This is a genomic window from Rhabdobacter roseus, from assembly GCF_014202275.1.
Lineage (GTDB): Bacteria > Bacteroidota > Bacteroidia > Cytophagales > Spirosomataceae > Rhabdobacter > Rhabdobacter roseus.
The window spans coordinates 250,855-277,643 of record NZ_JACHGF010000001.1; the positions used below are offsets into that span (position 1 = coordinate 250,855).

A 26,789-nucleotide genomic window follows, 5' to 3' on the forward strand; every position below is an offset into this window, starting at 1 on the left:
TACCATGGGCTTCGAAGAAAGCATTCTCCTGTTTCTCTTGTTTGGACTTGTTACACTATTTGTATTTTCGGTTATTTTTCTACTTAAAAAACCTATTGATACTACCGTTAAGATATTCTGGGTTATTCTCATGGGGTTGCTTCCCTATTTAGGTGTTATAGCCTTTTGGGTATGGCATTTTTCAGAAAAAATTTCGGTTGGCAAGCCGGTTCGTTAGGGTGCTCTCGATGTTAAGGTACTTTTCCCAAGAATAAATGAAGAAGAGGGAGGGCATTCGCGCTCCCTCTTTATATTTTTGCCGAATCATTCGCCGTTATTGCTCCATGAAAAACACATTCCTTCGTTTGGTAGTATTGCTGGTGGCGCTGGTTGGCCTCAACGGGTTGGCTTCGTTGGTGTACGTCCGGCTGGACCTGACCGAAGACCGCCGCTTTACCGTATCGGAAGCGACCAAACGCTTGTTACAGAACCTGGACCAGGACGTGCACGTGACGGTGTACCTGTCGGGCGACTTCCCGCCGGGCTTCGAAAGGCTCGAAAACGCCACGCGCGAAACCCTCGAAGAATTTACCACCTACGCCAACGGACGGCTAACGTACCAGTTTGTCGACCCTTCGGTGGCTACCTCTGAGCAGCAGCGCCAGCAAAACTACGGCGAACTGGTAGCGATGGGGCTCACGCCGACCAACCTTTTTGCCAACGAGGACGGTAAACGAACCGAGAAAATTATTTTCCCCGCGGCCCTGGTGCGATCCGATACGCTGGGCGTACCCGTGCAGCTCCTGAAAGGCAACCGGAGTAGTAGCTCGGAAGAGCAGCTCAACCAGTCGTACGAGGGCGTAGAGTTCGAGCTGGCGTCGGCCATTCGGGAGCTCACGCAGCCCGAGCGCAAGCGAGTAGGCTTGCTGGTGAGCCACACGCAGGTACCTCCCGCCCGCCTGTCGGACCTGATCGCCACCCTTCAGCAGCGGTACGACGTATTTCTGGATGTTAATAATCCCAATTCGTACGAAGGGCTGGACGCGCTGCTGGTTCTTAAGCCGGACCTCCCTTTCTCGGACGACGAAAAGTACAAGCTCGACCAGTACGTGGTCAACGGCGGTAACGCCCTGTTTTTTGTCGACGGTGCCCGCGTAGACAGCGTCAGCATGGAAGGTACCTTCGCCCAGCCGCTCGACCTCAACCTGGGCGATCTGTTTTTTGGCTGGGGCGTGCGCGTCAATGCCGACCTGGTGAAAGACCTCAACGCGGCCCTGATTCCGCTCAACGTGGGTACCATGGGCGAGAGTCCGCAGATCGAGCCGGTACCCTGGCGCTTCTTTCCGCTGCTCAACAACTTCGGTAGCCACCCCATTACCCGTAACCTCAACGCTGTCTATACCCGCTTCCTGAGCTCCATTGACACCGTCAGGGGTACTTCGGCGCTGACCAAAACGCCGCTGCTGCTGACCTCCCCCTACACCCGGTCGCTGAGTACGCCCGCACTGGTGGCCTACAACGAAGCCCGCCAGCAGCCCGACCCCGCCGAGTACAGCGGCGGCGTTAAGCTGGCGGCGCTGCTAGTGGAAGGTACCTTTACGTCGCTTTTTCAAAACCGCATCCTGCCCAGCGACCCCCGGGCGGCTACCTTGCGTACCACGGGCCAGGGCGGGAAGGTACTTATCTGCTCGGACGGCGACGTGATCATCAACGATTTTGACTACAAACGCAACGCACCCCTGCCGCTGGGTTACGACCGCGTGACGCAGAACATCTTTGGCAATAAGGATTTTGTGCTGCACGCCGTGGACTACCTCACCGACGCCCAGGGCCTCATCACGGCCCGGACGAAGCAGATCCGGGTGCGGCCGCTAGACAAGGTGCGGGTGCAGCAGGAACGTACCCGCTGGCAGCTCCTTAACCTACTGCTGCCGGTGGGGCTGGTGGCGATTTTTGGTGGGTTACGCTACGCCTGGCGGCGCCGAAAATTTAGCGCATAGGCGTAGGGAAAGCGTTATTTTTTCTACTTTTGTTTTTTAGAGAGAAAATCTAAGCTTTACCCACGAAAACTAAGTATCTTCGCTTGATTAAGCCGCTCTCAACCCAGCCTGTGGCGCGCTTTCAAACCTAGGGCTATTCACTTGATAATATTTTACAGCTATTGCTTATGAAATTTGTCGTATCCTCCTCGGTGCTACTCAAACAGCTTTCGGCCATCAATGGTGTCGTTTCGACGAATCCGATCGTGCCCATACTGGAGAATTTTTTATTCAAACTCGAAGGCAACATCCTGACGGTTACGGCGTCGGATCTGCAAACCGTGATGATCACGGAGATCGAGGTGGAAGCCGGCGATAAAGGAGCCATAGCCGTACCGGCCAAGCTGCTGCTGGACACGCTGCGGGGGCTTCCCGAGCAGCCCATCACACTCAATGTGGACGAAGAAACCTTCGGCACGGAGATCATCTCGGACAACGGCCGCTACAAACTATCGGGCGAAAACCCCATTGATTTTCCCAAAACCCCTTCCGTAAACCGCGGGCAAGCCGTGGAGTTTTCGTCGTCTGCGCTGGGATCGGCCATTGCCAACACCCTTTTTGCCACCAGTACCGACGACCTGCGCCCGGCCATGACGGGGGTTTTTATCCAAATGGGTGCCGAAAACGCCACTTTCGTGGCTACCGACGGCCACCGGCTGGTCCGGTACCGCCGCACCGACATCAAGGCTACCGCCGATACGTCCATGATCATTCAGCGCAAGGCCCTGAACCTGCTTAAATCCTGTCTTCCCTCGGAGGACATGACCGTGAAAGCGGAGTTTACGTCGTCCAACGCCTTTTTTAGCTTTGGGAATATTCGGATGATCTGTCGGCTCATCGACGAGCGTTTTCCGGACTACGAAAACGCCATCCCGACCAACAACCCCAACACGCTTACGATCAACCGCGCTGAAATGCTCAACTCTCTGAAGCGGATTTCGATCTACTCCAACCGCACCACCCACCAGGTACGGCTGAAAATGACGCTCAACGACCTGGTGATTTCGGCGGAAGACCTCGACTACTCCAACGAAGCCAACGAGAAGCTGATGTGTGAGTACAACGGCGACGACATGGAGATTGGCTTCAACGCCAAGTTCCTGATTGAGATTTTGAGCAATCTTTCCTGCAAAAACATCACCTTTGAGCTCTCGGCCCCCAACCGCGCCGGGCTCATTATCCCCGTGGAGCAGGAAGACAACGAAGACATTCTGATGCTGGTGATGCCCGTGATGCTGAATACTTACGCGTAAGGCAGCAGCTACCCCAAGGTACTTCCCGAATGGATACAAAAGGCGCTCACCGGAAACGGCGAGCGCCTTTTTTTGTGAATAAAGTACCCGGTAATGGGTTATGAAAGAAGTTTTTGAGCGGGCGGCGTAGGAAGTACCTTAAAAAACGTTAGGTACTTGTAACCACCCATTAAACTTCGGGTGGCGAGCGGTATCCAAGGGAGTAAAATGGGCAGAACGTATGAAAGAGACGGCGGATTACTCCAAACTACTTCACCTTTACCGACGAGCGGGCCTGGGTTCACTGCCGCCGCGGGAAGTACCCCTCCGAAAGGCCGTAGCATCACTCTTCCAAATTAGCGAATCCTTTACGCCGATTGAAGTGATCTCGGCGGCGGAAGTAGCGCGGCAGCGGCAGGAGACCCGGCAAACCATGATGGCCGGAGCCGACCCCAAAGCGACCGTCAAAGACCGGCTCAAAGAAAACCAGGAGCTCACCCGTGACCTCAACGTAGCCTGGATCAACCAGATGGCCACGAGCCAGGAGGCCCTTAGGGAGCGCATGGCGCTGTTTTGGCACGGGCACTTTGCCTGCCGCATCCAGCAGCAACCCTACCTGGTACAGAACTACCTCCATACGCTTCGTCGCCACGCCCTGGGCCACTTCGGCGACCTGCTCATGGCGGTGTCTAAGGAGCCCGCCATGCTGCAATTTTTGAACAACCAGCAAAACCGCAAGAATAGCCCCAATGAGAACTTTGCCCGGGAGGTGATGGAGCTCTTTACGCTGGGCCGTGGGCACTACACCGAAAAAGACATCCAGGAAGCCGCCCGCGCCTTTACCGGCTGGCGGTATAGCCCCGAGGGTACTTTTGTGTTTCAGGAACGCCTGCACGACCCCGGCTCCAAGACCTTCCTGGGCCGCACGGGTACCTTCCGGGGCGAGGATATTATCCAAATCCTGCTGGAAGAAAAACAAACCGCCCGCTACCTCACCGAAAAACTCTACCGATCGTTTGTCAATGAAGTACCCCACCCGGCGCGCATCGACGCGCTGGCCGAGGGCTTCTACCGCTCGGGCTACGACATCGGGAAGCTGATGCGTACTATTTTTGAAGCCGATTGGTTTTATGACGAATCCAACCGGGCCAGCCTGATCAAGTCGCCCGTGGAGCTTTTAGTGGGGATGCAACGAACGCTAAGTACCACCGTGACCGACAAGCAGTCGCTGCTCTACGTGCAGAAGGTACTTGGGCAGGTACTTTTATACCCGCCCAACGTGGCGGGCTGGCCCGGTGGCTACAACTGGATCGACAGCTCGAGTTTGCTGTTTCGGATGCAGCTTCCCTTTATGCTGGCGGGTACTTTGGAGTCGAAAGTACAGAGCAAGAACGACGGCGACGTGAATACCCAGGCCCTGAATCGCCGGGGCCGTAGCCTCAAGGCTACCATCGACTGGGACCGCTGGGCGCAGACTTTCCAAAAAGTACCCCCGAAGGAGCTGCCCACCGTGGTAGCCTCGCGCTTGCTGGCGGTACTTCCGGCGGCGGGCGTGCTGACGGACATCACCCAAAAAGCGGGCGCTTATACCGACCGTACGGCCCAGATCAGGTACCTGACGCTGGCTTTTATGAGCCTGCCCGAGTACCAGGTCGGCTAATTCACTTCAACCAGCTCCCGCATGAAACGACGCACCTTTATCCGAAACTCAGGCTTCGCTACGGCGGGCACCATGTTGATTCCCCACTTCCTGAAAGCCTACGAGCAGCGCCCGGAACCAAGCCAGGCCGATAAGGTACTGGTCGTGATCCAGCTTTCGGGGGGCAACGACGGGCTCAATACCGTGGTGCCTTACCGTAACGACATCTACTACCGCGAGCGGCCCGTGCTGGGCATTGAGCGCGCCAAGGTACTTGCGCTCAATGACGAAATAGGTCTCAACCCGGCGCTCGAGCCGCTACGCCGCCTCTACGACGACGGGCGGGTACGTATCCTGAACAACGTAGGGTACCCCAATCCGGACCGGTCGCACTTCAGGGCGATGGACATCTGGCAAACGGCCAGCGACGCCGACGAGTACCTTAGCACCGGCTGGCTGGGCAGGTACCTCGACGCCGCCTGTAGCGGCTGCGCATCCAGTCCGCACCAGCTGCTCGAAATCGACGATACCCTCAGCCTGGCGCTCAAAGGCCAGCGCAGCAACGGCCTGGCTACGCTCAACCCCGAGCAGCTTTACAAGCAAACCCAAAACGGCAATCTGGCGCGCCTGGCCAAGGTGCCGTCTGCCGCCGAAGACGACCACAGCCCCGTGGGGTACCTGTACAAAACCCTGGCCGAAACCACCTCCAGTGCCAAGTACCTCTACGAAAAAGGCAAGATGCAGCGCAGCACGGCTACCTACCCCACGCACGAGCTGGGCAAGCGGCTCAAGACCATCGCCGAGTTGATCATCTCGGGCATCGACACGCACGTATACTACGTCTCCATCGCGGGCTTTGATACGCACGTGGGCCAGCGTGCCCAGCAGGATCGGCTGCTAAAACAGTACGCGGAAGCCGTGGAGGTATTCATGAACGATCTGAAAGCCAACGGGCAGCTGGACCGTACCCTGGTTCTGACTTTCAGCGAGTTTGGGCGGCGTGTGAAGCAAAACGCCAGCAACGGAACCGACCATGGCACGGCCAACAACGTGTTCCTGCTGGGCGGCCCGCCGCGCGCTTCGGTGGTGTACAACGAAGCGCCGGATTTGACCAACCTGGAAGGCGGCGACCTCCGTTACTCCCTCGACTTCCGCGACGTCTATGCCTCGCTGCTTCGGGATTGGCTGCGGGTCGATGATGAACGCATTCTGAGTAAGGGTTTTAAAGGATTAAAAGGGCTTCTTTCGTAGTAACCAAAATTAGCTCAAGTACCCCTTTGCAGGTACTTGAGCTAATTTCTTTTTTTTATGAATATTTCTCTTAATATTTGTAGGAAATTGGCAGCCTATTGTGAAACGTATACTGGCACTCGGGACTATTTGCCTACTGATGCTCAATGCATTGGGGTACTTTCCCGTGTATTTTTGTATGCAAATGAAGGCCCAGGCCGACATGCAGCAGCGCCTGGATACGCACACCTTTGGCGAAGAAGAGCTTTTCACGATCAAAATTCCCCTTAACCTACCCTACTGGACCGAAACCCGCCACGCGCCCGAGCGCATTGACGGGCAGATCCGCTACAACAACGAGTTTTATAAGCTCTACAAACAGCAAGTCGTGGGCGATACGCTAGAGGTACTTTGCGTAAAAGACCACACCGAAAAAGCCCTGCTCGATTCGCTGACCGAATGGGTCAAGATTACTGTAACGGGTCTGCCGGGTACTTCCGAAAAAGCCTCGACGCTGGTCAGCTACCTCATCAAAGAGTACTTTTCTTCCTCACGCCAGGTACTTTTTTTCTTCTACGAATGGGTGGTACAGTCGCCCCTAAGTACCTCGCCGACGCTTAGCTGGTCGGCTCCCTGGCTTTCGCTCACCAGCCCGCCGCCGCAGCTGCTGGGGTAGTTCACTTCTTACTATGTACCGTTTCTAACTGTCTTTTTCTTTCAGGAAACCAAGACAGGTTCTGTGTATTCGATCTGGCTTGAGCCGGAGCGCGATGTATACGCATAGGTACATTCTTGAATTAAGTACTATTTCATTTTTTTTCTTATTGACATGAAAACGTCTAGCTATATAGGTATTATTCTACTTTGCTTAAGTACCCTACTGGCCCAGGGGCAGGGCTGCGTGGCGGTGCGCCACATGAGCTGCGCCGCGCCGGGAGCGGGTACTTCGTCGGAGTTTTTTCAACAACGCAACGGCCAGTGGCAGGTCAACATGGGTTATAGGTACTTCCGCTCGTTCCGGCACTTCCGGGGCGATCACGAAGAAAAAGAGCGCGTGGAAATGGGCACCGAGGTCATCAACCTCTCCCACGCGCTGGACCTGGGGATTTCCTACCAACCTACCAACCGCCTTTCTTTTTCGGTGAATGTACCCTTGCAGTACAACGACCGCTCCTCACTCTACGAGCACTACGGCAACAGCCTCACGGCCAACCCGGAGCAAAAGCGCTTTCATACTTACTCGCAGGGGATCGGCGACCTGCGCCTGTCGGGCTCGTACTGGGTACGGGACCCTTTCGCGCTGCCCAAGTTCAACTTTGCGCTGGGGGCGGGTATCAAACTACCTACCGGCAATAAAAGCGTGACCGGAGAATTCCATAAGCTGGACCGGGAAGGCCGCGACTACGTCATCGTGAAGCCGGTGGATCAATCCATTCAACTGGGCGATGGGGGTGTGGGTTTCAGCGTCGAGCTCCAGGGCTACGCGCAGCTGTCGCCAAAGCTGACGGCCTACTTCAACGGCTTTTACCTCTTCAATCCCCGCGAAACCAACGAGGTAGTGCGGAGCCCCGAAGCCTCTACCCTCAATCCCATCACAGGGTACTTCTCCGTAGCCGACCAGTACGCCGGGCGGGCGTAAGCTACGGCTTTGCACACTACTTCTCGCTGATGCTGGGAGGTCGCGTGGAAGGCATTCCCGCCCACGATGCCATTGGCGGTAGCAAAGGGTTTCGTCGTCCGGGCTACATTGTGTCGGTGGAGCCGGGCGTGGCCTACATGAAAGGCAAGTTCTCGGCGGCGCTGACGGCCCCGGTGGCCGTGTACCGCAACCGCATCAAGAGCTACGCCGACCGGCAGGACCCCACGGGCCAGGCCCATGGCGACGCGGCCTTTGCCGACTACCTCATTTCGGTTAACGTAAGCCGCTGGTTCTAGCCTGATTTTTTGTGTGCCCCCACCGCTGGGGTAGTTTGGGATCTTTATTTATAACCTACTGATGAGAAGAAAATTAATAGGCTGTTTAGTACTGCTGGTGGTAGTACTTTACGGAAACGTAGCGCGCGCCCAGATGCCGCACGACGCCATCTACATGCCCAAGAAGCAAATTTGCCTGGCCGGAATGTACGGCCACAGCCGTTGGAACCAGTACTGGGAAGGCTCCCTCAAGCGGGAAAACTTCAACCTGGGTACCCACACCACGCAGAGCGTGATGCTGATGCCCGCCATCGGGATCACCGACCGCCTCAACGTGATTCTGGCCGTACCGTACGTCTGGACCCGTACCAGCGCGGGAAACCTCCTGGGCCAGGAAGGCTTTCAGGACTTTTCGGGCTGGCTAAAGTACAAGGTACTTGATTTCCGGGGCCTATCCCTGCACGGGGTTGTGGGCGGCTCGATACCCATGGGCAACTACGTGCCTGACTTCCTGCCGATGTCGATCGGGATGCAGGCCAAAACCGCTACGGGGCGGCTCATTGTGAACTACACGCACCCCGCCACGGGCCTGTACCTGAACGGCCACGGGAGCTACTCCTGGCGCAGTAAGATTCGGGTAGACCGCGATGCGTACCAAGCTCACGACCGGGTTTATAACACCAACGAAGTGGGGGTACCTAACGCCATAGATATGGGCGTGCGCCTGGGGGTACTTAAGCCCAAATGGCAGCTGGAAGCCTTTACGGAGCGTTTTTCCTGCGTGGATGGCGATTACATCCGCCGTAACGACATGCCTTTTCCGACCAATAAAATGGAGATGACTACCGCGGGGCTTTACGGCAAAATACAGCCTAAGCAGCTAGGCCTAAACGCCCGGGTAGGCCGGGTGTTGGAGGGACGAAACGCCGGGCAGAGCTGGAGCTATACCGTAGGAGTACTGTACCAATTTAACTATTTGAAAAAATGAAAAAATATTTCCAACATACCTTCCTAAAAACCAGCCTGCTGGTCGTGGGCTGTCTGCCCATGGTGACGTCGTGCGAGAAAGAAATAATGGAACCCGTACGGAATAGCTATGTACCCATAAGTGTGGATGCCAACGCGGGCACCTGGAAAACCTACCTCCCGACGGCGGCGGAAATCACCGTACCGGCTCCCAAAGCGACTTCGTCGCCGGAGTACCTGGCGGAGCTGGCTAATGTCAAGCAGCTTTCGGCCTCGCTGACGAAAGAACAACAAGAAAAAGTAGCCTACTGGGGAGCCGGTGCTGTGTACCGCTGGAACGAGATTGGCCGGGAGCTATCGGCCAAATACAACCTGCCCCCCGCCTCCAATGCCGAGGGAAAGTACCCCCTGCCGGACGCCGCCAATCCCCTGGCTGACCCTAAGTTTCCGTTTGCCAACCCGCCCTACACGGCCCGCGCCCTGGCGTATCTGAGCGTAGCCCAGTACGATGCCCTGGTACTAACCTGGAAGCATAAGTATGCCTATAAGCGCCAGGCCCCCTCCGAGGTAGATGGTTCCATCAAGGCCTTGCTTCCGGTGTCGGGTATTCCGGCTTATCCTTCGGAAGATGCCGTCGTGGCGGCATCTTCCTTCGTGATCCTGAAAGCGATGTTTCCGGGCGAAGTACCCTTTCTGGAACAGAAACTAAAAGAGCATCAGGATGCCCGGCTGTGGGCGGGTATGAACGTAGCCAGCGACCTCAAGGCCGGGGTAGACCTGGGCAACGCCGTGGCGGCTCAGGTCATGAACCGCGCCCGAACCGACGGTATGTCGGCCTCCAACAACCAGGCCCTGACCCCCGGCATGATCAAGCTGGCCAAAAACCTGGGCGTGAAAACACCCTGGATGAGCCAGGAAACCCCCGCCCGCCCGCCCATGCTACCCAACTACGGAGCCGTACAAACCTGGAATTTTGACAAAAGTACCTTGGTGAAAATCCGTCCGGCGTTGCCACACCTAGAGGGCTCCGCTGAGTTTGAGAAAGACTTGAATGAGCTCCGTTCCATTCAAAAAAACCAAACTCGTGAGCAGGCTCGCATTGCCAACTACTGGGCCGACGGCGTAGGCAGCTACACACCGCCGGGCCACTGGCTCCGTACGGCCGCCAACGTGGCCCACGAAGCGAAGTACAGCGAAGTGCGCATGGCCCGTACCCTGGCGCTGGTAGGTACTTCCCTCATGGACGCGGGCATTGGCTGCTGGGACGCCAAGTTCTACTACTATACGCCCCGCCCGCAGCAGTTTGGTCTCAAAACCTCGGTAGGCTTGCCCAATTTCCCGTCTTATACCTCGGGCCATTCAACCTTCTCATCGGCAGCGGCAACCGTGCTAGGGTACCTCTTCCCCCAGCAGGCCAAGCGCTTCGACGAGTTGGCTCTGGAGGCGTCTAACTCCCGCGTTTACGGACTGATCCATTACCGCGTAGACTGCGAAATGGGATTGAAGCACGGAAAGGTCATTGGTGAGTACGCCATTGCGCGCGGAAAAGCCGACGGTTCAAACCTATAGCAGCCCAGGACATGCCTCACATACATCTCCCCGAGCACCTGCCGGGTATCACCGGCTTGCTTGAGTACCGGCTCGACACGGCTTTGCCCATTCGGGAGCTGACGCAACTGCTATTGAGGGGTGATTCGTCACTCTCTGAAGGCGAACGAGAGCTGATTGCCACCTTGATATCAACCCGAAACAAAACCGCCTTTTGTACGGCCGCTCATACCAGCGCTGCCGAAATGCTTTTGGGCGATGGTACCTTGGTGGAGCAGGTAAAGCAAAATTACGAAACGGCGCCCGTCAGCGAAAAGATGAAAGCGTTGCTTCATATAGCGGCTCTGGTCCAAAAGAGCGGGAAAGCCGTGACGCCTGATGCCGTGGAGCGGGCCAAAAACGCGGGGGCCACGGATCGGGAGATTCACGATACGGTGCTGATTGCCGCTCTGTTCTGCCTGTACAACAAATACGTGGACGGACTTGCTACGGCGCTGCCCGCTGATGAAAGTTACTACTCACTTTTAGGAAAACGCATCACAGAGAAAGGCTACATGAGGCCTCCCGGCGGCTATCCGCCTCCTAGCTAGCTAGGTACCTGCTTGTATGGTTTGTTTTCATTCTTTACCCCATCCATTTTGAGGTAAACAGAGAACCTATTTACCCATTTTCTATCTGAAAAATCAATGAGAATATATTTAGTACTAATTCTGCTCTTAGGGCAAGTAGGGGTAACGTGGGCCCAAACCCAGCCCATTGTGGGTACTGTTCGGGACGCAGAGACCCAACTGCCCCTGGTAGGAGCAAGCATTAAACTGAAAGGTACCCAACAAGGTACCGTCAGTAACGCAAGGGGGTACTTTGAGCTCTCAGGTACCTTACCCTCAACGGTCATTGTTTCGATGGTTGGGTATGAAAGCCAGGAGATTAAGGTTTCCGACAAGACGCCTCTGGCCCTAACGCTTCGCTCGGTAAGTACGGAGCTAAACCAACTTGTGGTCTCGGCATCCCGCATTGAAGAAAGCAGTCTGACGTCTCCCATTACCATCGAAAAAATGGATGCGCGAGCTATTCAGCAGGCTCCGGCCGCTACCCTTTTTGAGTCCTTGAATAACCTCAAAGGGGTCGATATGGTGACGAGCGGACTTACGCTACGCCAGATCAATACCAGGGGCTTCAATAACGTAGGCAATAGCCGCTTTATGCAACTAACCGACGGCGTCGATAACCAGTCGGCGGGCTTGGGTTTTGCGGCAGGAAGCTTCTTTGGTGTTTCGGATCTGGATGTCGAATCGATCGAGCTTATTCCGGGGGCGGCTTCGGCCTTGTACGGGCCAACGGCCTTCAACGGGCTACTCATGACCACCACCAAGAATCCTTTTGACTACCAAGGGCTTACCATACAACAGAAGGTCGGCGTCAACCACGTCAATGATCCGGCGGGCGGCGGTGCCAAGCCCTTTTTTGAAACCGCCCTGCGCTACGCTCATGCGTTCAGTAACCGACTGGCTTTTAAAGTCAATGCATCCTATCTGAAAGGTACCGACTGGTATGCTACTGATTACTCGGATATTGATCGTAACACGCCCCCCGGCGAACGCGGCACGGCGAATCCTGGGCGTAACGGACTCAATATCTACGGCGATGAAGTGGCGGCCACGCTACCAGGGATTGGACGGGTGTCCCGTACGGGCTACTTCGAAAAGGACGTAACCACGTACGATGTATATAGCATTAAAACGAATGCGGCGCTTCATTACCGGATTTCAAATAGCCTCGAAGCTATTTATCAGATTAACCTTAATCAAGGTACGGCCAACTTTACCAGCAGCAGCCGCAACATGTTGCGCGACTTTCGCTTTACCCAGCAGCGCCTGGAGCTAAAAGGTACTAACTTCTTTGTGCGGGCCTATTCCGTAGCCGAAAACTCCCAAAACTCCTACAATACCCGCTCCTTGGGGCAGTTTATTAACCGTACCTGGGTGCGCGATCTCAACGGTAACGTCGTGCCCGTCAACCAGGCCGATGCTACCTGGTTTGAGCGGTACGGAGCGGCTTACCGCGGGGCGGTCGGTGGGGTAGTAGGGCAAAATCATGAGGTAGCCCGCGCCTTTGCTGATCAGGGCAGAGTGCAGCCAGGTACCCCAGCGTTTGAACGGGAAAAAGAGAAATACACCCAGCTGTATGGCCTGCAAGGAGCGGGTGTGTTTAGCCTATGCAAGATGTACCACGCCGAAGGCCTTTACGATTTTACACCTTATTTCAGAGTAGTCAGTATACAGGCCGGGGGTAATGTGCGCTACTACGATATGCAAACCAACGGTACGCTTCTGGACGATAAAGAAAACAGGGTGCGGGTACCCGAATACGGGGCTTTTGTTCAGGCCTCCAGAGCGCTCCTGCGGGAGAAGTTGAAAATAACGCTGTCGGGTCGGTTTGATAAAAACCAAAACTTTGCCGGAAATTTTACGCCGCGGGCTTCGGCCGTTTATACCGTTCAGGAAAACCACCATTTCCGGGCCAGCTACCAAACCGGTTTTCGTAACCCGACGGTCGTAGACCAATTCATTAAACTGAACGTTGGGCCTTTGATTCTGCTAGGCGGAGCCCCTTCCAACTCCGCGGGACTTAATGCCTACGAAAATTCATTTACTGCCGCTTCGGTAGGAACATTTGGCGGGGCCTTTGGCCAAGAAACGGCCACGGGGACGCCTTTCCCGGAGGCCGTTGCGAAGCACAAAGACAAGCTAGTGAAATCCAAGGTACCCTACATCCGTCCGGAGCAGATGCGGGCCTTTGAGGTAGGATATAAAGGGGTACTTCGTAACCGAATCTTGCTGGACGCCAGCTATTACTACGGTAGCTACACCAACTTCCTGATCAATCAGGTCGTCATCAGGCCCAACAGCGCCTCCGTGACCCTGCCCGACGGAAGTATCAACCCAGCCGCCGCTCAGGAAATCTTGAGCACGGCTACCCGGCAGACCTTTCAACTGTACACGAATGCGTCTGACCAAGTATCCACTCACGGAGCTAGTGCGGGGCTGACGGCCTTGCTGGCGGGGGGCTACCGGTTGGGGGCCAATGCTACCTGGGCCCAATTTAACATTCTGGATGCTAACCCGAATAACGTACCGGCCTTTAATACCCCGCGCTGGAAAACCAACGTAACCTTCAGCAATGCCCGCCTCACCAACCATATTGGTTTTAGTCTGGCTTGGCATTGGCAAGAGGCTTTTTTGTGGTACGGCACGTTCACGGAAAACCTTCCGGGCGAAGTACCCGCCTACAGCCTGATCGACGCACAGATTTCCTACAAACTACCTAAGCTGAAATCAATGCTTAAGCTTGGGGCTTCCAACCTAGGCAATAACTACGTCGTGCAAGCCTACGGCTCGCCAGCCATTGGAGGCCTTTACTACCTAAGTGTAACCTTTGACGATTTACTACGATGAAAAACAAGTACTTCCAGTTTGTGCTCTGCATGGGTAGTTATATGTTCGGCGGTACGGTAGCGACGCTCATGTCGGTATATTTACCCGTGGCTGTACCCGAACTTATAGGTGCCGCGGGCGAGCCCGCTACCGAAGCCCGCCTCAGTGAGGTGAGCGCTTACATTGGGGCTGCTTTTCTGTACGGATGGGTAGTGGGCGGCCTATTGTTCGGGGTGGTCAGCGACCGAATCGGGCGAATGAAAGCGCTCATTTTCGTCACGGGGCTGTACGGGGTAGCTACGCTCCTAACAGCTTTCGCTTCTACCTGGCAACTCGTGGTTATGAGCCGTTTTGTGACGGGCATGGGCGTAGGAGGTGTGCTGCTGGTTTCTACGGTATACTTGTCCGAGGTTTGGCCCGAACGCACCCGCCCCATTGCCTTAGGTATCTTGGCGGTCGCATTCCCCCTGGGCATCGTGGGCTCGGGCGGGCTGAATGTTTTCTTTGCCGAGTGGCGACAAGCCTTTTGGCTTGGTAGTATTCCTATCCTGATCGCCCTGGCTATGATCGGCTCTTTGGTCGAATCGGCCGCCTGGGAAAGTACCCGTACCGACAAACGTGCGTTATCTCCCAACCTGCTGGATTCCGGCCATAGGCCCAATCTCATTACGGGGATAGTGGTTTTTGGTTCGGTACTGATTGGCCTTTGGGGGATCTTTTCCTGGCTACCTACCTGGATCCAGTCGCTCTTAGACGCCCACCAAACCGGGCAGCAGGAGCGAGGCTTTATCATGATGCTCCTAGGGCTGGGAGGTATTGCGGGAGGCATGCTCTCGGGCTTTCTGGTTAAGGTTATGGGCAATCGTAACACCCTGCTCGTTACGTTTTCGGGCTGCTTGCTGGTCTGTTTGCTCTTATTTTTGACCAATCGGCAGTTCAATACCCTTATCTATCTAGAAACGGCCCTGCTATCGCTGTTTTTTGGACTCAGCCAAGGTACCTTGTCCAGCTTTATCCCTCGCCTGTTTCCTACGCTCATCCGAGCTACGGCTACGGGGCTATGCTTCAATGTAGGCCGGTTTTTTACAGCTACGGCGGTCTTTTTTGTGGGGGCGCTAGTTAGCACGCTGGGTGGGCTAGGAAATGCCCTGCTGTTTTTTTCGTTGGCATTTTTCGTTGCGCTGGTTGCAACCTACCTAAGCCGGGATGCAACCTCATACGGTATTTCTTGATTACGAACTACTCCTAGTAACAACCACTCATTTTCAGAAACGATGCCCTATATCGCACTCCCCGAAGGCTACCCCGGTATCCGCAGCCTGGCCGCTTACCGGCCCGACACCGGCGCGGCCTTATACGCTTTGGCCGAAGCCCTTTTGCGCGGCGATTCCGCGCTGAGCCAGGCCGAAGGTGAACTGATCGCGACGTTTACCTCTTCCTTGAACGACTGTACGTTCTGCGCCAGTAGCCACGCAGCTGCGGCCAGGTACCTGTTTGCTACGGACCAAGTGCTGGTAGATGCGGTCCTGGCCGACTACCAAACGGCACCCATTTCGGACAAAATGAAGGCGTTGCTCACGATTGCAAAACGGGTACAACAGGACGCCCGCACGGTGTCAGAGGAGGTAGTCGAGGTAGCGCGACAGCAGGGGGCCACCGACCGCGAAATCCACGATACGGTACTGATTGCGGCTACTTTTTGTATGTTCAATCGCTACGTCGACGGATTGGCTACGCTAACGCCCACCGATCCCGCTGCGTACGAACCGATGGGTGAGCGCATGGCAACCCTCGGTTACGTACCCCCCAAAGTAGAACGCTAAACGTACTAGGTTAACACAAACGCACAATTCCATCACTCTTCCAATCGCTATGGCTCATATTCAACTACCCGACGGCTTACCTGGTATTCGCGGCCCCATGGCCTTTAGTCCTCAAACCGCCGAGCCGTTAAATGCGCTGGCCAATGCCCTTTTGCAGACCGACGACGGGCTGAGCCGCGCTGAACGGGAGCTCATCGCTACCTGCGTTTCGGCACTCAATGATTGTTTTTTCTGCCAGACTATCCACGGGGCCGTAGCGAGCCACTACCTGGGCCAGGAGGGCGAAACAGTAGTAAATGCCGTTCGTTGCGATTACCGCCAGGCGGCCTTGTCCGATAAAATGAAAGCCTTACTGGCCATTGCTGAAAGTGTGCAGCGCGGTGGTAAACACGTAAGCCACGAGCAGGTCGCTGCGGCCCGGAGCGAGGGTGCTACCGATAAAGATATTCACGATACGGTGCTGATTGCCGCGGCTTTTTGCATGTTTAATCGGTACGTAGACGGCCTGGCCACCGCCGCCCCCACTGACCCCGCTCTGTACCGAACGCGGGCGGCCAAGGTGGCCGAGCAGGGGTACACGGCTCCCGATGGGTACCGTCCCCCCCAGCCACAGACAAAAGAATTACATTAGGTTGACTTAATCAGAAACCCCCGATGGCTTCCATTGGGGGTTTTTATCCTTACTTAGCTTGAAAAACAGACCGGGACTTCAATTCTACTCTTTCCGTATGAAATACCTTTTCTACCTGGGGATAGGGGTACTTATCCTCTTCGAAATAGCGAATGTCTACTTTATCATGCCCATGCCGGGTAGCCAGCGTATGCGGAGCATTGATGTCGCGTACTTTCTTTATACCTGGCGCTGGGTGTTTCGGGGGGTGGCCCTTTTACTGATAGTAGTCGGGCTCCGCTCGGCCTACCGAGCCGCCCGCTGGGGGGTAGTGGGGGGCGTGGTGGCGGCCCTAGCGGTAGCCTATGCTTTCAATTTCCGGATGGCCGCCGACGTCATGTTTTATCAACCCCACGAGCTATCCATGTTGCCCGCGTCTCAAAGCGTCGTTGAGCCGGAAAAACTGGTACTTGGGGTAGCCATCGACGGACAGGCGAAAGCGTACCCCATCCAGTACATTGGCTACCATCACCAGGTGGTCGATAGCCTGGCCGGAAAGCCCATCATCGTGACCTACTGCACCGTATGCCGCACGGGGCGGATCTTCGAGCCGCGCGTAAACGGCCAACCCGAAACCTTCCGACTGGTGGGGATGGATCACTTCAATGCCATGTTTGAAGACGCCACGACCCGCAGCTGGTGGCGTCAGGTTAACGGCGAGGCCATTGCGGGTACCTTGAAGGGCCAGCAGCTTCCCGAGGTACCTTCGCAGCAAATGACGCTCCGGCAGTGGCTGGCCCTCTACCCGCATAGCCAGGTCATGCAGCCGGACTCGGCTTTTGGGGATATATACAAAAAAATGGAACCCTACGAAACCGGCGGTGGTAGCAGTGCGCTCACCAAGCGCGACAGCACCTCCTGGCAGGAAAAATCATGGGTCGTGGGTGTGCAGGAAGGTACTTTGAGCAAAGCCTATGACTGGAATGAGCTCGTAGAAGCGCGTAGCATCAATGATCAGCTGGGCTCGAAAGCCGTGGCCGTAGTACTGGCGGCGGACAATCAGAGCTTTTTTGCCTTCATCCGGCCCGACCGCACCCAGCCGCTGAGCATCCAGAACGACACGCTATGGTACCAAAACCAGCCCTACTCGCTACTGGGTGCGCCCCTGCGCGGTGGCGCAGCACCGCTTCAGCCTCTGAGGGCTTACCAGGAGTTCTGGCACAGTTGGCGTACTTTTCATCCGACTACTGAGGTTTACAAAAATTAGCTACCGCAAGGTACCTTGAGAATAGGTACCTATTCGTCGCTGTCGTCTTTGCCCGTCGTGATGCGTTTGATGGCCTCTAGGATGGTTTGCCAAATCACCGTAAAAAACGACTGGTCGTGGGTGCGATCCAGGGACGCCTCGCCTATCCGGGCCGTGCGATTTCCTCTGGGATTATTGGATTGGATCACGATGTTGTTCAGAATGTTGCTGATGAACGAGCGCTTCTCCAACTCGCCGCTGTCTTCGTCCAGCTTAAGTACCTTGGCTTTCAGGTCTTCGTACTCCATCCGCATCGTAATGTGCGACCGCCGCGCCGTGGCCCGGATGTTAAAATCCAGCAACGACAGATGCCCCGACTCCACCCCCGCCAGTGCCAGGGGCCTTGTTACCTCATCAACCTCCTTAAGCTCGAAATTCCGCATTTTGCCGCCGCAGCGGAAGGCCCCGTTGGTCGAAGCCAGGTTAAAGTCAAAATACGCGTACAAGCGTCCCGTGCCCATAAAGCGGGTTTGTACGTTGACGAGGCAACGGGGTACCTGCGCGATCCGGGTGGTGTCGTTGGTGAGGTTGGTGATGGTGCCGTAGGTACCCTTGAACTGGATCTCGCCGCGCTGGTGGGATTTATCGTTCACTTCGCCGTAGATTACATCCGTCCCTTTGATCTTGATGGTGTCGATACGAACCGTCAAATCGGCCGCTTGCAGCAGTTGGTGCGGATAGGGTTTAAAATCTTTAGGTACCTTGGGGTAGCGCTGATCCCGAAAAATATCCATAACGCCCTTCTGGATGCCTAGTTCCCGAATCCACAGCGCGCGCTCCACCAACAGCTTTCTCACATCCACCCGCTTACCCCGGATGTCGTTGAATTTTAAATCCAGACGATCGGTGGCGATACCGGCTACTTTTCCGAAGCGACTCTTGGAATACAAAGGCTTATAGTGAATTTGCTTCACGCCCAGGAGACTGTCTTGGGACGAAAGCGTCAGCTCTTGCAGGGTAAACGAGCTCAGCTTGTTACTCACCGGCAGCTTGAGGCTCTCCACGCGCAGGTCGATGGATTCGGAAAAAAGAATCCGGCTGGAATCTTTTTCGGAATCCTCGTTGAGGCGGAAATCCCTCACATGGAGTTGAAGTTGTTTGAAGTGGCTCTTCTGGGGCTCGCTCTGGTTGTTGTTGATGCTCACCACATCCACCTCTTCTAGGCTTATTTTCTTGATCCGGATGGCGTTCAGCTCGTCCCGAATGAGCTCGTAAGGCGGCTTGGATTCTTTGCTTTCGTTATAGTGGCGCTTTTTATTAGCAATAACCAAAAACGGCTTCTGAATGGCCAGTTCATCCATGGAGAGGGCTTTAAAAAGCAAAAGCTTCACGATCGAAATGCCATTCAGCCGGATTTTTTCGGTCCGCAGGTTCAGGTATTGATCGGGCGCTTTCTCCTGCTCCACCAGCCGCTGATACACGGCCGTGTCGGGCTTAAGGACAACGCCGCTTATTTCGGCATTGCCCAGCGGGATATTAATAGAAATGTCGTCGTATTGGATGCTGTACAGGCCGTCGGAGGCTTCCTGCACGGCTTGCTTCAGGGTACTATCCAGCTTTTGGTCGAAGTACCTCGGCAGTAGCCAGGAAGCCAGCAAGCTCAGGAGCAGCAGGCCGCCAAAGAAGGCCGCTAGGCCAAGGATCCATTTTCTTAAAAGTACTTTGGTGCGATCATTCATGGAGCGAGGGGATGAGAGAGAAGGTAGGTTTAGTAAACAAAAATTTCATGCCAATCCCCCCGATCGCTCTCTACAGCGCCTTGATGAATTTTTCCAGCACCTCAGCCAGGCCGGGCGTAATGGGCAGTTCGGGCTTGTTGTAGGTACCTAGGTTGGCGTTGCGCTCGGCGGGAGCATCTTTCAGAAGGTGATTCATGTCATCAAATACCCGTAGCTGCGCTTGGGGTTGGGCTTCTTTCAGGAGCCGAGCCTCTTCGAGGGGTACCTGGAGATCGTGCCCACCCTGGATAATGAGGCACGGGAGGGTCAGTTTTTTGATTTCGTCGGCGGGCGTGTAGCGCATCCAGGAAATGAGGTAGGGCTGAACACTCGGCCGAAACAGGTTGTAGAGCAAGGGGTTGGGTTTTTCTACGAGCGCGCCGCTACGCAGGCGGTCAAAGCCCCGGTAGGCGTCGTTGCGAAGGGTGTCGGGCAGGTAGGAAAGCTGCGTTTTAAGTACCTCAGCAATGTTTCGCCCTGCTCCGGCCACGGAGATGTACCCCTCAACGGCAGTGCGGCGGGCGGCCATCATGCCTACGAGCGAGCCTTCACTGTGCCCCGCAATCACGAGTTTTGAAAAACGCCCGGTCTGCCGCAGCGTATCGACCCACCGCTGGGCGTCGTCAATGAGTATATCGAACGTCATATCTTCCTCCCGCTGCCCGGCGGTGCGGCTGGCCGCGACGCCCCTTTTGTCGTAGCGTAGCACCGCCACTCCCCGCGCGGCCAGCGCTTCGGCGAGCTGTCGGTAGGCGTTACTCCGCAGGCTAGGACCGTTGCCGTCGCGGTCAGTAGCGCCGGAACCCGCAATAAACAGCACCACGGGTACCGGAGCAGCCGTGCCGGGCGGGCGCGTGAGGGTACCTTCCAGGCGGGCCGTGGGGGTAGTGAGGGTGTAGGTCTCTGACGGGACTTCCTGAGCGCTAAGCGAGAAAGGAAGGAGTACCGCTAAAAAAAGTTTTTTCATAGCTTGCCTGGCCGCGTGGTGCAAGTACCCCTTCGTTAAGGTACTTTGCATGTATTTTTACAAGAAGCAAAGATAAGGTCATGTACCCATCCACCAAAGCCCCAGCGGCTCCGCTTCAACCAAATAAATGAACTTTGATTCGGTCAGGACTGTATTGGAAATAGTTTGTGAAAAAAAATAGTGAGGGCATTCCAACCTTTTAGCCAGCGGTGGAATCATGGTAGAGAAAAAAGTAAGTGATGGAGGGCGGACTTTTCCTGGTGGTTTTAGGCCGCCTGTCCTCGCTTGCTCAGGCAGGTACTTTTTATTCACACTAACGGTAAAAAACGAAGCACCCCTACCCTTAGATGATAGTAGATGAGCAGGAACTGGTGAACGGTTGTCGCCAGCGCGACCGAATCGCCCAGAAGCGTCTATATGATGTTTTTGCGGGGAAAATGTTTGCTATTTGCCTGCGCTATATGAAGAACCGAGCCGATGCCGAAGATGTTCTGCAGGACTCCTACGTCAAAATATACGAGAACATTGACACCTTCCGGGGCGACTGCCCGCTCGAGTACTGGATTCGCTCCGTCGTGGTCAATACGGCCCTCAAGCATCTTCGCAAGCAGAAATACTGGCAAGAGATCGACGATGTCCATGCCTACGACAACTACCTGCCGGATGTCGAAGCCACACTTTCCGGATTTCAGCGGCAACAACTTACGGATTTTATTCATGAGCTGCCGCCGGGCTGCCAGACCGTCTTTAATTTATATGCCGTGGAAGGCTATCAGCATAACGAGATTGCCCAGCTTATGGGCATCTCAGAAGGTACATCCAAGTCGCAGTACGCCCGAGCTCGGACGCTGCTTCAACAAAAATTAGTAAAAGAACAACGATTCGACGATGAATCAGTCAGGAAAACAAAGTTTTGAGGAGGAGTGGAGGCGGGCTCTGGAGGATGCTTCGGAGGCTCCTCCACCGGGGGTTTGGAGTAAAATCGAAGCCCAACTCGATGAGAATGAAACGAAAGTGGTACCTCTACTACCGCAGTGGTGGCGCTCGCCCCGGCTGTGGTACGCGGCCGCGGCCATTGGGGCTTTGTTGCTAGTAAGTTGGCCTCTGTGGGACCGTTCGGAGAAAGACGGGCAAAACCGCTCGCAGGTGGCCCGGTCGGGGAGGGAAGGAAAAGGCGTTGATACAAGTACCTCGGCGGAGCCAGCGGCTCCGTCGGGTACCCCGCCGTTGGTATCTGCCCCCCGGCTGGCTGAATCTCCGGAGGTAATTTCCTCCGAAGCAAGTACCCAAGCCGAAGCTGTGAAACAACGTGCGTTGGCGCAAAGGCTAGCCGCTACGCCCCGGCGTAACGGCGCGGCAGACAAGCCTAACGCCCAAGAGCAGCCAGGTACCTCAGGTACCTTGGCGAGCCAGGTACCTTCGTGGGCCGCCGCGCCTGAGGTAGCCCTAGGCCCGGCCGATCCGTCGGCCCGGCCCGGCAGCGCAGCCCTGCTGGCCGAGGACCAGCCCGCTACAGCTTCTGAGCAGCGGCCCGAAGCGACGGCGGAGCTCGCTTTTCTGAGCCCACGGGCTATCCGGGAGCTACCGGTACATACCCAAAAAAGGTACGTCTACTACCGCTACGAGGTAGAGGACGAAGTAGTGCCGGAGGTATCGGGCAAGAAACAGCAGCTCTGGGCCGGGCTAGGGCTGATGCCCGCCGCCTACAATCCCAACGTGCAGGTTACCTCGCCGCCGTCGGCTTTTACGGCTGCTAACGCCAGCCGCCAGTCCGTTTCCAACAACTCCAGCAACGCTGGGCTATCCTACGCCCTGCAAACCCAGGCGGGTATAAAGCTTTCCAAGCATTGGTCCATCGAGTCGGGCATTAGCTACCTACGCGGAAACTCCAGCTTCCAGAGCAGCGGCTACGTGCTGGATGGCGTCAGCAACCGCAGTGCCAACGTGCTGGAAAACGCCATCCTGGCCAATGCAAGCCGTAGTAATGACTACAATAGTTTTGCCCCCTCTATGCCCAATTACCTGAACCTCGACAAAGTGGCGGCGTTCTACATTGATCTGGATCAGCAAACGCGTAACGACTACCGCTTTATCCAGCTGCCCGTTCATGCGGGCTATACCATCAATCCCGAAGGGAAGCTCAGCTATACGGTACTGGGGGGCATGGTAGCCAATGTGTTCCTGCGCAATGACCTCGAAGGAGCTTCGGGCTATACCCTGACCAATACCGCCAGCGATGATATTTACCGGCCGCTAAACTGGTCGGCGGGGACGGGGCTGCGGGTCAATTACCGGTTTTCTACGCATTGGGGGGCCAACCTGACGGGCGCTTACCAACACGCGCTTTCATCCGGCCTGCAAGACAACAGTACCATCCAGAGCCGCCCGCAGCTCTACGGGTTGTCGTGGGGCGTACGGTATAGTTTCTAAAAAAAATAGGTACTGCTTCCAACCTTTCGGCCTAGCGGCGAATCTTAGTAACAGAATGCCCACAACGCGGACAGCTGACCGGCCGGAGCTTGTCCGCGCTCAGGCACACTAATTCCTAATCCTGTTTACTATTTATTAGCTATGAAAACGCTTAAAACAATGGCTCTTGCCGGGGCTGTACTTGCAGGAATGGGGAGCTGCCGGGAAGGAAGTACCCAAGACCCCACGCCCATTACCCGGTCGGTACAGGTATCGCCGAGGGTAGCCGCCCGCACTACCGACTTCGCCTTTGATTTCTTCCAATCTTTACAGGCTACCCAACCTGCCGACAAAAACCTGTTTGTGTCGCCCCTGAGCTTACACATAGCGCTGGGGATGCTCCTCAACGGGGCCGCGGGCGAAACCGCCCAGCAGATCCAGAACGCGCTGAAGTTGGAGGGCTTGACGCAGGCCGAGCTCAACGAAGCCTACCAAACGCTGATGAAAGACCTGCCCCAGGCCGACTCCAAGGTAGATCTGGGCCTGGCCAACTCGGTATGGTACCGCAATTCGTTTCAAGTCGAAACCGATTTCCTCAACGTGCTACGCCAATCGTTCGGGGCCGAAGTATCCGCGCAGGACTTTGGTAATCCGGCTACGGTGAATAAGATCAACCAATGGGCCAGCGACCACACCAACGGAAAAGTAAAGAAGGTACTTGAGCGAGTCGAACCCAACCAGGTAATGTTCTTGCTGAATGCCCTGTACTTTAAAGGCGACTGGGCCAAAAAATTCAACGCAGCGAGTACGCAGGACGCGCCTTTTCACCTGGGCAACGGCTCGCAAAAAACGGTGAAAATGATGAAGCAGGAGGGACGCTTCTCGGCCGCCACTACGGAGGGCTACAAAGCCTTGCAACTACCCTACAGCAGCGGGCAGTTCAACCTTACGCTGCTGATGCCCCAAGGCAACGCAACCATCCAAAGCCTGGTGGACCAGTTTGGCTCGGCGGACTGGGCTACTCTACAAAGTACCCTACGGCCGCAGGAAGTGGAGGTAGGGCTGCCGCGCTTTACGCTCGACTACGAGGTGAACCTTAACAGTACCCTGGAGAAAATGGGTATCCGCCGGGTGTTTACCGGTGCCGCCGAGCTGACGGGGATCAGCAAGAATGATCAGCTGCTGGTGAGCTTCGTGAAGCAAAATACCTACCTGGGCGTGGATGAAAAAGGCACCGAAGCCGCCGCCGTGACCACCATCGGGATAGAGTTAACTTCGGCACCGGCGCAGGCCGTCCCCTACATTTTCGACCGTCCGTTTGTATTTATTATCAGTGAAAAAACGTCCAATACCATTTTGTTTGCCGGACGTATCATGAATCCCTAGTACCATACCATAATTAAATACAGATTTTTCATTAGCCATGAAATCCTTTAAAAAACAACTAGCAAGCGTAGCGCTGGGGGTACTTTCGCTGCTCTCGGCTTGCGACTCCCCCGAGCTGGCCCAGATCGACGCGCCCCTCGTAGGTACCTGGCAGCTGGATGCCGTTACGTACGGGCTTACGGGGATCACCGTTAGGGGCGACAGCCTGCCCTTCACCGAGAGCCGGGAGTACACCACGGAGGGTACTTTTACCATCAAGCATGAAGAACGCATGATCGAAACAGGTACCTTCTACACGGGCCGCAACAGCACAGGGCTCCTGTACCAGGAAGCGGTGTACTACCCCCAAGACACCACCTATCAGGCTTACGAAGTCTCTTCGGAGGGGCGTTTGTATCTGTATGAGCGCAGTGCGCAGGGGGCCGTCCTCGCCGACGGCGCCACGTATGAATACAAGCGTCAGTAATTGCTGACGTTTTCGGGGTGCGTTATCGTCCGGGGGCTCTGCTTTCGGACGATTTTGTTTTTTTCTTACCGTCGTTCCAACCTTTTTTCGGGTACTTTACTCTAGCAGGTACCTATTCTACCATTAAACCTTACTAACCGTATGAGAGCTACACGTTTACCACTGCTATTGTTGCTGTTGCCCGTTTTGCTGCTGGGCCTCGCGTCCTGCAACGACCGTTGCGAAGAAACCCGCATCACCCGGCGCTTTACACCCGTGACGTTATCCCTGCTAGAGCTACGTAACGACCTCAAAACGGAGGCCCCGCGCGCCATGGAGCATCCGGGAAAAATCTACGTACGGGACAAGTACCTATTCATCAACGAAGTCAAGGAAGGCATTCATATCATCGACAACAGCAACCCGGCCAGTCCGCGCGCGGTGGCTTTTGTGCGTATTCCGGGCAATGGCGACATGGCCGTACGCGGAAATATCCTCTACGCCGACAGCTACTCAGACCTGGTAGCCCTGGACATTACCGACCCCACCCAGCCCAAAGAAGTAAGCAGGGTAGGTGAGGTGTTCAAATCGGGCATGTTTGACGGCGGCTCGTGGAACTACAACGCTTCCATCCGGGCCATCAACGAGCAGAAGGTAGAGTACGTCACCGAAACCGTCACAACCAACTGCGAAGAAAATGCCGTGAATCCCGGCTGGTGGTGGGGCGGCGGCGTGGCGTTTCTGATGGCGGATGCGTCCTTCAGCCGCGCTCAATCATCCGTTGCGGCTTCGGCCCCCAGCGGTGGCGATGGCAAGGGAGGCTCCATGGCGCGCTTTGCCCTCTACGACCGCTACCTCTACACGGTAGGCCAAAATGACTTGAAACTTTTTGATGTTTCCAATCCCGCCAAACCCGTCGACTTTGCAACGGTGAATTTGGGCTGGGGCATTGAAACCATTTTTCCGTACAAAGACAAGCTCTTCATTGGCTCCATGACGGGCATGCACATCTACGACAACAGCAACCCGGCCAGTCCGCAGAAGCTGTCGGTCTTTGAGCACCTGCGCGCCTGCGATCCGGTGGTAGTACAGGACAACATCGCCTACGTAACGCTCCGTACGGGTACGGCCTGCACCAACGCGCAGAACCAGCTCGACCTGGTGGATATTACTGACCTGACCCGCCCGCAGCTCATCAAGAGCTACTCCATGCAGAACCCCCACGGGCTGAGTATCGACTACCCTACGTTGTATCTCTGCGAAGGCCAGCACGGCCTGAAAACGTTTGACGTGTCGGATCGCTTTGGGGTAGACAAAAACCTGCTTTACCACATGAAGAACCTGGACGCCTACGACGTAATTACTATGGGGAAAACGCTGCTGATGATCGGAAAAGATGGCTTTTACCAGTTTGATGCCACCAATCCCCGCGAGCTACGGCAGATCAGTAAGCTGGTTGTGGGCAAGAAAAACGGTATCTGATTCATCCACTAAACAAAGGAGGCTATGAAAAAGGTACTTATACCGCTGCTGGCGGCGCTGGGCTTCGTTACGGCAGCGATGGGCCAGAATGCGTCGTTTAAAAAAGCGTACGTCAATCATACGGAGATCGGCTTGTTGCTGGGAAATGTACGCTATGTACCCTACGTAGGAAGCGGCGAAATGGTAGAAAAACGCCAAAACCTGACGGTGCAGATGTTCAACGGGCTACAGCTGAGCCGCCGCCTGGCAGCGGGCGTGACCGTAGGAATGGACCGCTACACGGCGGCGCTCGTCACGCCTATCATGGCCGGTGTTCGGTATGATCTTACCCGGAAGGAAAATGCCCGCTTCTTTGCCAGCGCCGACGCGGGCTACGGCTTCACTTGGTTTCATTCCGACGCCACCAACTACCATACCCAGGGCGGGCTAGCGCTCAACCCCGGCCTGGGGCTGCGGTTTGGGAAGCCCGCCGCTACCAATTTTACGTTATCCATGGGTTATAAGTACCAGCAGGTAACGGTAGACAAGCCGCCGTTCTGGACGGATACTGAACGCACGGAGACGCGCCTGTACAACCGCCTGGCGCTTCGCCTGGGGCTGAGTTTTTAAACGAAAGTACCCTACAAGGTACCTCTAGAACGAAGAATGGGAAAGACACAAAA

The 26,789-nt window shown here is 55.7% G+C and carries 24 protein-coding genes; 22 read left to right on the forward strand and 2 right to left on the reverse strand.

Going from position 1 to position 26,789, the window contains the following annotated elements:
* Positions 1–4: 4 nt before the first annotated feature.
* The 16 genes from HNQ92_RS01005 (at position 5) to HNQ92_RS01075 (ending at position 17,681) form a co-directional block, all read left to right on the forward strand.
* Entirely contained in the window at positions 5–217 is a 213-nt protein-coding gene (locus HNQ92_RS01005; RefSeq protein ID WP_184169582.1) for a hypothetical protein, read from the forward strand.
* Between the two features lie 106 nt (positions 218–323).
* Positions 324–1,979 carry a gliding motility-associated ABC transporter substrate-binding protein GldG gene (gene gldG / locus HNQ92_RS01010; protein WP_184169586.1) on the forward strand — a complete coding sequence of 552 codons (1,656 nt, stop codon included), beginning with the start codon at positions 324–326 and terminating at the stop codon, positions 1,977–1,979.
* A gap of 167 nt (positions 1,980–2,146) precedes the next feature.
* On the forward strand, positions 2,147–3,271 hold the full coding sequence (dnaN, locus tag HNQ92_RS01015) for a DNA polymerase III subunit beta (protein WP_184169589.1): 1,125 nt from the start codon (positions 2,147–2,149) through the stop codon (positions 3,269–3,271).
* A 220-nt stretch (positions 3,272–3,491) separates the two neighbouring features.
* A complete protein-coding gene (locus tag HNQ92_RS01020; RefSeq protein ID WP_184169591.1) occupies positions 3,492–4,910 on the forward strand; it encodes a DUF1800 domain-containing protein in 1,419 nt (472 codons plus the stop codon).
* A 21-nt stretch (positions 4,911–4,931) separates the two neighbouring features.
* The gene (locus HNQ92_RS01025; protein ID WP_184169595.1) at positions 4,932–6,140 is read left to right on the forward strand and encodes a DUF1501 domain-containing protein; all 1,209 of its coding nucleotides are present in this window, start codon (positions 4,932–4,934) and stop codon (positions 6,138–6,140) included.
* Positions 6,141–6,240: 100 nt separating this feature from the next.
* Positions 6,241–6,795: a hypothetical protein gene (locus HNQ92_RS01030; RefSeq protein ID WP_221307350.1), complete on the forward strand. Its 555-nt coding sequence runs from the start codon at positions 6,241–6,243 to the stop codon at positions 6,793–6,795.
* 153 nt (positions 6,796–6,948) lie between these two features.
* Positions 6,949–7,758 carry a hypothetical protein gene (locus HNQ92_RS01035; protein WP_343062856.1) on the forward strand — a complete coding sequence of 270 codons (810 nt, stop codon included), beginning with the start codon at positions 6,949–6,951 and terminating at the stop codon, positions 7,756–7,758.
* Positions 7,759–7,787: 29 nt separating this feature from the next.
* Entirely contained in the window at positions 7,788–8,054 is a 267-nt protein-coding gene (locus HNQ92_RS29025; protein WP_343062857.1) for a hypothetical protein, read from the forward strand.
* A 61-nt stretch (positions 8,055–8,115) separates the two neighbouring features.
* On the forward strand, positions 8,116–9,021 hold the full coding sequence (locus HNQ92_RS01040) for a hypothetical protein (protein WP_184169601.1): 906 nt from the start codon (positions 8,116–8,118) through the stop codon (positions 9,019–9,021).
* Positions 9,018–10,568, forward strand: coding sequence for a vanadium-dependent haloperoxidase (locus tag HNQ92_RS01045; RefSeq protein WP_184169604.1), 1,551 nt, complete (start codon positions 9,018–9,020; stop codon positions 10,566–10,568). The genes HNQ92_RS01040 and HNQ92_RS01045 overlap by 4 nt, the downstream gene beginning before the upstream one ends.
* 11 nt (positions 10,569–10,579) lie before the next feature.
* The gene (locus HNQ92_RS01050) at positions 10,580–11,137 is read left to right on the forward strand and encodes a carboxymuconolactone decarboxylase family protein (protein WP_184169607.1); all 558 of its coding nucleotides are present in this window, start codon (positions 10,580–10,582) and stop codon (positions 11,135–11,137) included.
* A gap of 96 nt (positions 11,138–11,233) precedes the next feature.
* Positions 11,234–14,002, forward strand: a complete 2,769-nt coding sequence (locus HNQ92_RS01055) for a TonB-dependent receptor (protein ID WP_184169610.1) — start codon at positions 11,234–11,236, stop codon at positions 14,000–14,002.
* Positions 13,999–15,213 (forward strand): MFS transporter, encoded by a 1,215-nt coding sequence (locus HNQ92_RS01060; protein WP_184169613.1) that lies wholly within the window; start codon positions 13,999–14,001, stop codon positions 15,211–15,213. Before HNQ92_RS01055 ends, HNQ92_RS01060 begins: the two co-directional genes overlap by 4 nt.
* 42 nt (positions 15,214–15,255) lie before the next feature.
* A complete protein-coding gene (locus HNQ92_RS01065) occupies positions 15,256–15,804 on the forward strand; it encodes a carboxymuconolactone decarboxylase family protein (protein ID WP_184169616.1) in 549 nt (182 codons plus the stop codon).
* Between the two features lie 49 nt (positions 15,805–15,853).
* A complete protein-coding gene (locus HNQ92_RS01070; RefSeq protein ID WP_184169619.1) occupies positions 15,854–16,435 on the forward strand; it encodes a carboxymuconolactone decarboxylase family protein in 582 nt (193 codons plus the stop codon).
* A gap of 97 nt (positions 16,436–16,532) precedes the next feature.
* Positions 16,533–17,681: a DUF3179 domain-containing (seleno)protein gene (locus tag HNQ92_RS01075; RefSeq protein ID WP_184169622.1), complete on the forward strand. Its 1,149-nt coding sequence runs from the start codon at positions 16,533–16,535 to the stop codon at positions 17,679–17,681.
* A 29-nt stretch (positions 17,682–17,710) separates the two neighbouring features.
* On the opposite strand, the gene HNQ92_RS01080 is transcribed toward HNQ92_RS01075, so the two are convergent.
* A complete protein-coding gene (locus tag HNQ92_RS01080) occupies positions 17,711–19,399 on the reverse strand; it encodes a hypothetical protein (RefSeq protein WP_184169625.1) in 1,689 nt (562 codons plus the stop codon).
* A gap of 70 nt (positions 19,400–19,469) precedes the next feature.
* The gene (locus HNQ92_RS01085) at positions 19,470–20,405 is read right to left on the reverse strand and encodes an alpha/beta hydrolase (RefSeq protein WP_184169628.1); all 936 of its coding nucleotides are present in this window, start codon (positions 20,403–20,405) and stop codon (positions 19,470–19,472) included.
* Positions 20,406–20,752: 347 nt separating this feature from the next.
* Here HNQ92_RS01085 and HNQ92_RS01090 point away from each other — a divergent pair, with 347 nt between their 5' ends.
* The 6 genes from HNQ92_RS01090 (at position 20,753) to HNQ92_RS01115 (ending at position 26,736) form a co-directional block, all read left to right on the forward strand.
* Positions 20,753–21,322, forward strand: a complete 570-nt coding sequence (locus HNQ92_RS01090; protein ID WP_184169631.1) for an RNA polymerase sigma factor — start codon at positions 20,753–20,755, stop codon at positions 21,320–21,322.
* Positions 21,294–22,835 carry an outer membrane beta-barrel protein gene (locus HNQ92_RS01095; RefSeq protein WP_184169634.1) on the forward strand — a complete coding sequence of 514 codons (1,542 nt, stop codon included), beginning with the start codon at positions 21,294–21,296 and terminating at the stop codon, positions 22,833–22,835. The genes HNQ92_RS01090 and HNQ92_RS01095 overlap by 29 nt, the downstream gene beginning before the upstream one ends.
* Before the next feature lie 141 nt (positions 22,836–22,976).
* On the forward strand, positions 22,977–24,200 hold the full coding sequence (locus HNQ92_RS01100; RefSeq protein WP_184169637.1) for a serpin family protein: 1,224 nt from the start codon (positions 22,977–22,979) through the stop codon (positions 24,198–24,200).
* A gap of 37 nt (positions 24,201–24,237) precedes the next feature.
* Complete coding sequence (locus HNQ92_RS01105) at positions 24,238–24,666, forward strand: hypothetical protein (RefSeq protein WP_184169640.1); 429 nt, start codon at positions 24,238–24,240, stop codon at positions 24,664–24,666.
* Between the two features lie 141 nt (positions 24,667–24,807).
* Positions 24,808–26,127 (forward strand): LVIVD repeat-containing protein, encoded by a 1,320-nt coding sequence (locus tag HNQ92_RS01110; protein ID WP_184169643.1) that lies wholly within the window; start codon positions 24,808–24,810, stop codon positions 26,125–26,127.
* A 24-nt stretch (positions 26,128–26,151) separates the two neighbouring features.
* On the forward strand, positions 26,152–26,736 hold the full coding sequence (locus tag HNQ92_RS01115; protein ID WP_184169646.1) for a hypothetical protein: 585 nt from the start codon (positions 26,152–26,154) through the stop codon (positions 26,734–26,736).
* Positions 26,737–26,789: the final 53 nt, after the last annotated feature.

Coding starts and splice junctions, on each gene's coding strand:
- HNQ92_RS01085 (WP_184169628.1), bottom strand. CDS start 20,405: ATGAAAAAACTTTTTTTAGCGGTACTCCTTCCTTTCTCGCTTAGCGCT.
- HNQ92_RS01040 (WP_184169601.1), top strand. CDS start 8,116: ATGAGAAGAAAATTAATAGGCTGTTTAGTACTGCTGGTGGTAGTACTT.
- HNQ92_RS01090 (WP_184169631.1), top strand. CDS start 20,753: ATGATAGTAGATGAGCAGGAACTGGTGAACGGTTGTCGCCAGCGCGAC.
- HNQ92_RS01045 (WP_184169604.1), top strand. CDS start 9,018: ATGAAAAAATATTTCCAACATACCTTCCTAAAAACCAGCCTGCTGGTC.
- HNQ92_RS29025 (WP_343062857.1), top strand. CDS start 7,788: ATGCTGGGAGGTCGCGTGGAAGGCATTCCCGCCCACGATGCCATTGGC.
- HNQ92_RS01095 (WP_184169634.1), top strand. CDS start 21,294: ATGAATCAGTCAGGAAAACAAAGTTTTGAGGAGGAGTGGAGGCGGGCT.
- HNQ92_RS01020 (WP_184169591.1), top strand. CDS start 3,492: ATGAAAGAGACGGCGGATTACTCCAAACTACTTCACCTTTACCGACGA.
- gldG (WP_184169586.1), top strand. CDS start 324: ATGAAAAACACATTCCTTCGTTTGGTAGTATTGCTGGTGGCGCTGGTT.
- HNQ92_RS01035 (WP_343062856.1), top strand. CDS start 6,949: ATGAAAACGTCTAGCTATATAGGTATTATTCTACTTTGCTTAAGTACC.
- HNQ92_RS01060 (WP_184169613.1), top strand. CDS start 13,999: ATGAAAAACAAGTACTTCCAGTTTGTGCTCTGCATGGGTAGTTATATG.
- HNQ92_RS01080 (WP_184169625.1), bottom strand. CDS start 19,399: ATGAATGATCGCACCAAAGTACTTTTAAGAAAATGGATCCTTGGCCTA.
- HNQ92_RS01075 (WP_184169622.1), top strand. CDS start 16,533: ATGAAATACCTTTTCTACCTGGGGATAGGGGTACTTATCCTCTTCGAA.
- HNQ92_RS01025 (WP_184169595.1), top strand. CDS start 4,932: ATGAAACGACGCACCTTTATCCGAAACTCAGGCTTCGCTACGGCGGGC.
- HNQ92_RS01055 (WP_184169610.1), top strand. CDS start 11,234: ATGAGAATATATTTAGTACTAATTCTGCTCTTAGGGCAAGTAGGGGTA.
- dnaN (WP_184169589.1), top strand. CDS start 2,147: ATGAAATTTGTCGTATCCTCCTCGGTGCTACTCAAACAGCTTTCGGCC.
- HNQ92_RS01105 (WP_184169640.1), top strand. CDS start 24,238: ATGAAATCCTTTAAAAAACAACTAGCAAGCGTAGCGCTGGGGGTACTT.
- HNQ92_RS01115 (WP_184169646.1), top strand. CDS start 26,152: ATGAAAAAGGTACTTATACCGCTGCTGGCGGCGCTGGGCTTCGTTACG.
- HNQ92_RS01050 (WP_184169607.1), top strand. CDS start 10,580: ATGCCTCACATACATCTCCCCGAGCACCTGCCGGGTATCACCGGCTTG.
- HNQ92_RS01070 (WP_184169619.1), top strand. CDS start 15,854: ATGGCTCATATTCAACTACCCGACGGCTTACCTGGTATTCGCGGCCCC.
- HNQ92_RS01065 (WP_184169616.1), top strand. CDS start 15,256: ATGCCCTATATCGCACTCCCCGAAGGCTACCCCGGTATCCGCAGCCTG.
- HNQ92_RS01100 (WP_184169637.1), top strand. CDS start 22,977: ATGAAAACGCTTAAAACAATGGCTCTTGCCGGGGCTGTACTTGCAGGA.
- HNQ92_RS01110 (WP_184169643.1), top strand. CDS start 24,808: ATGAGAGCTACACGTTTACCACTGCTATTGTTGCTGTTGCCCGTTTTG.
- HNQ92_RS01005 (WP_184169582.1), top strand. CDS start 5: ATGGGCTTCGAAGAAAGCATTCTCCTGTTTCTCTTGTTTGGACTTGTT.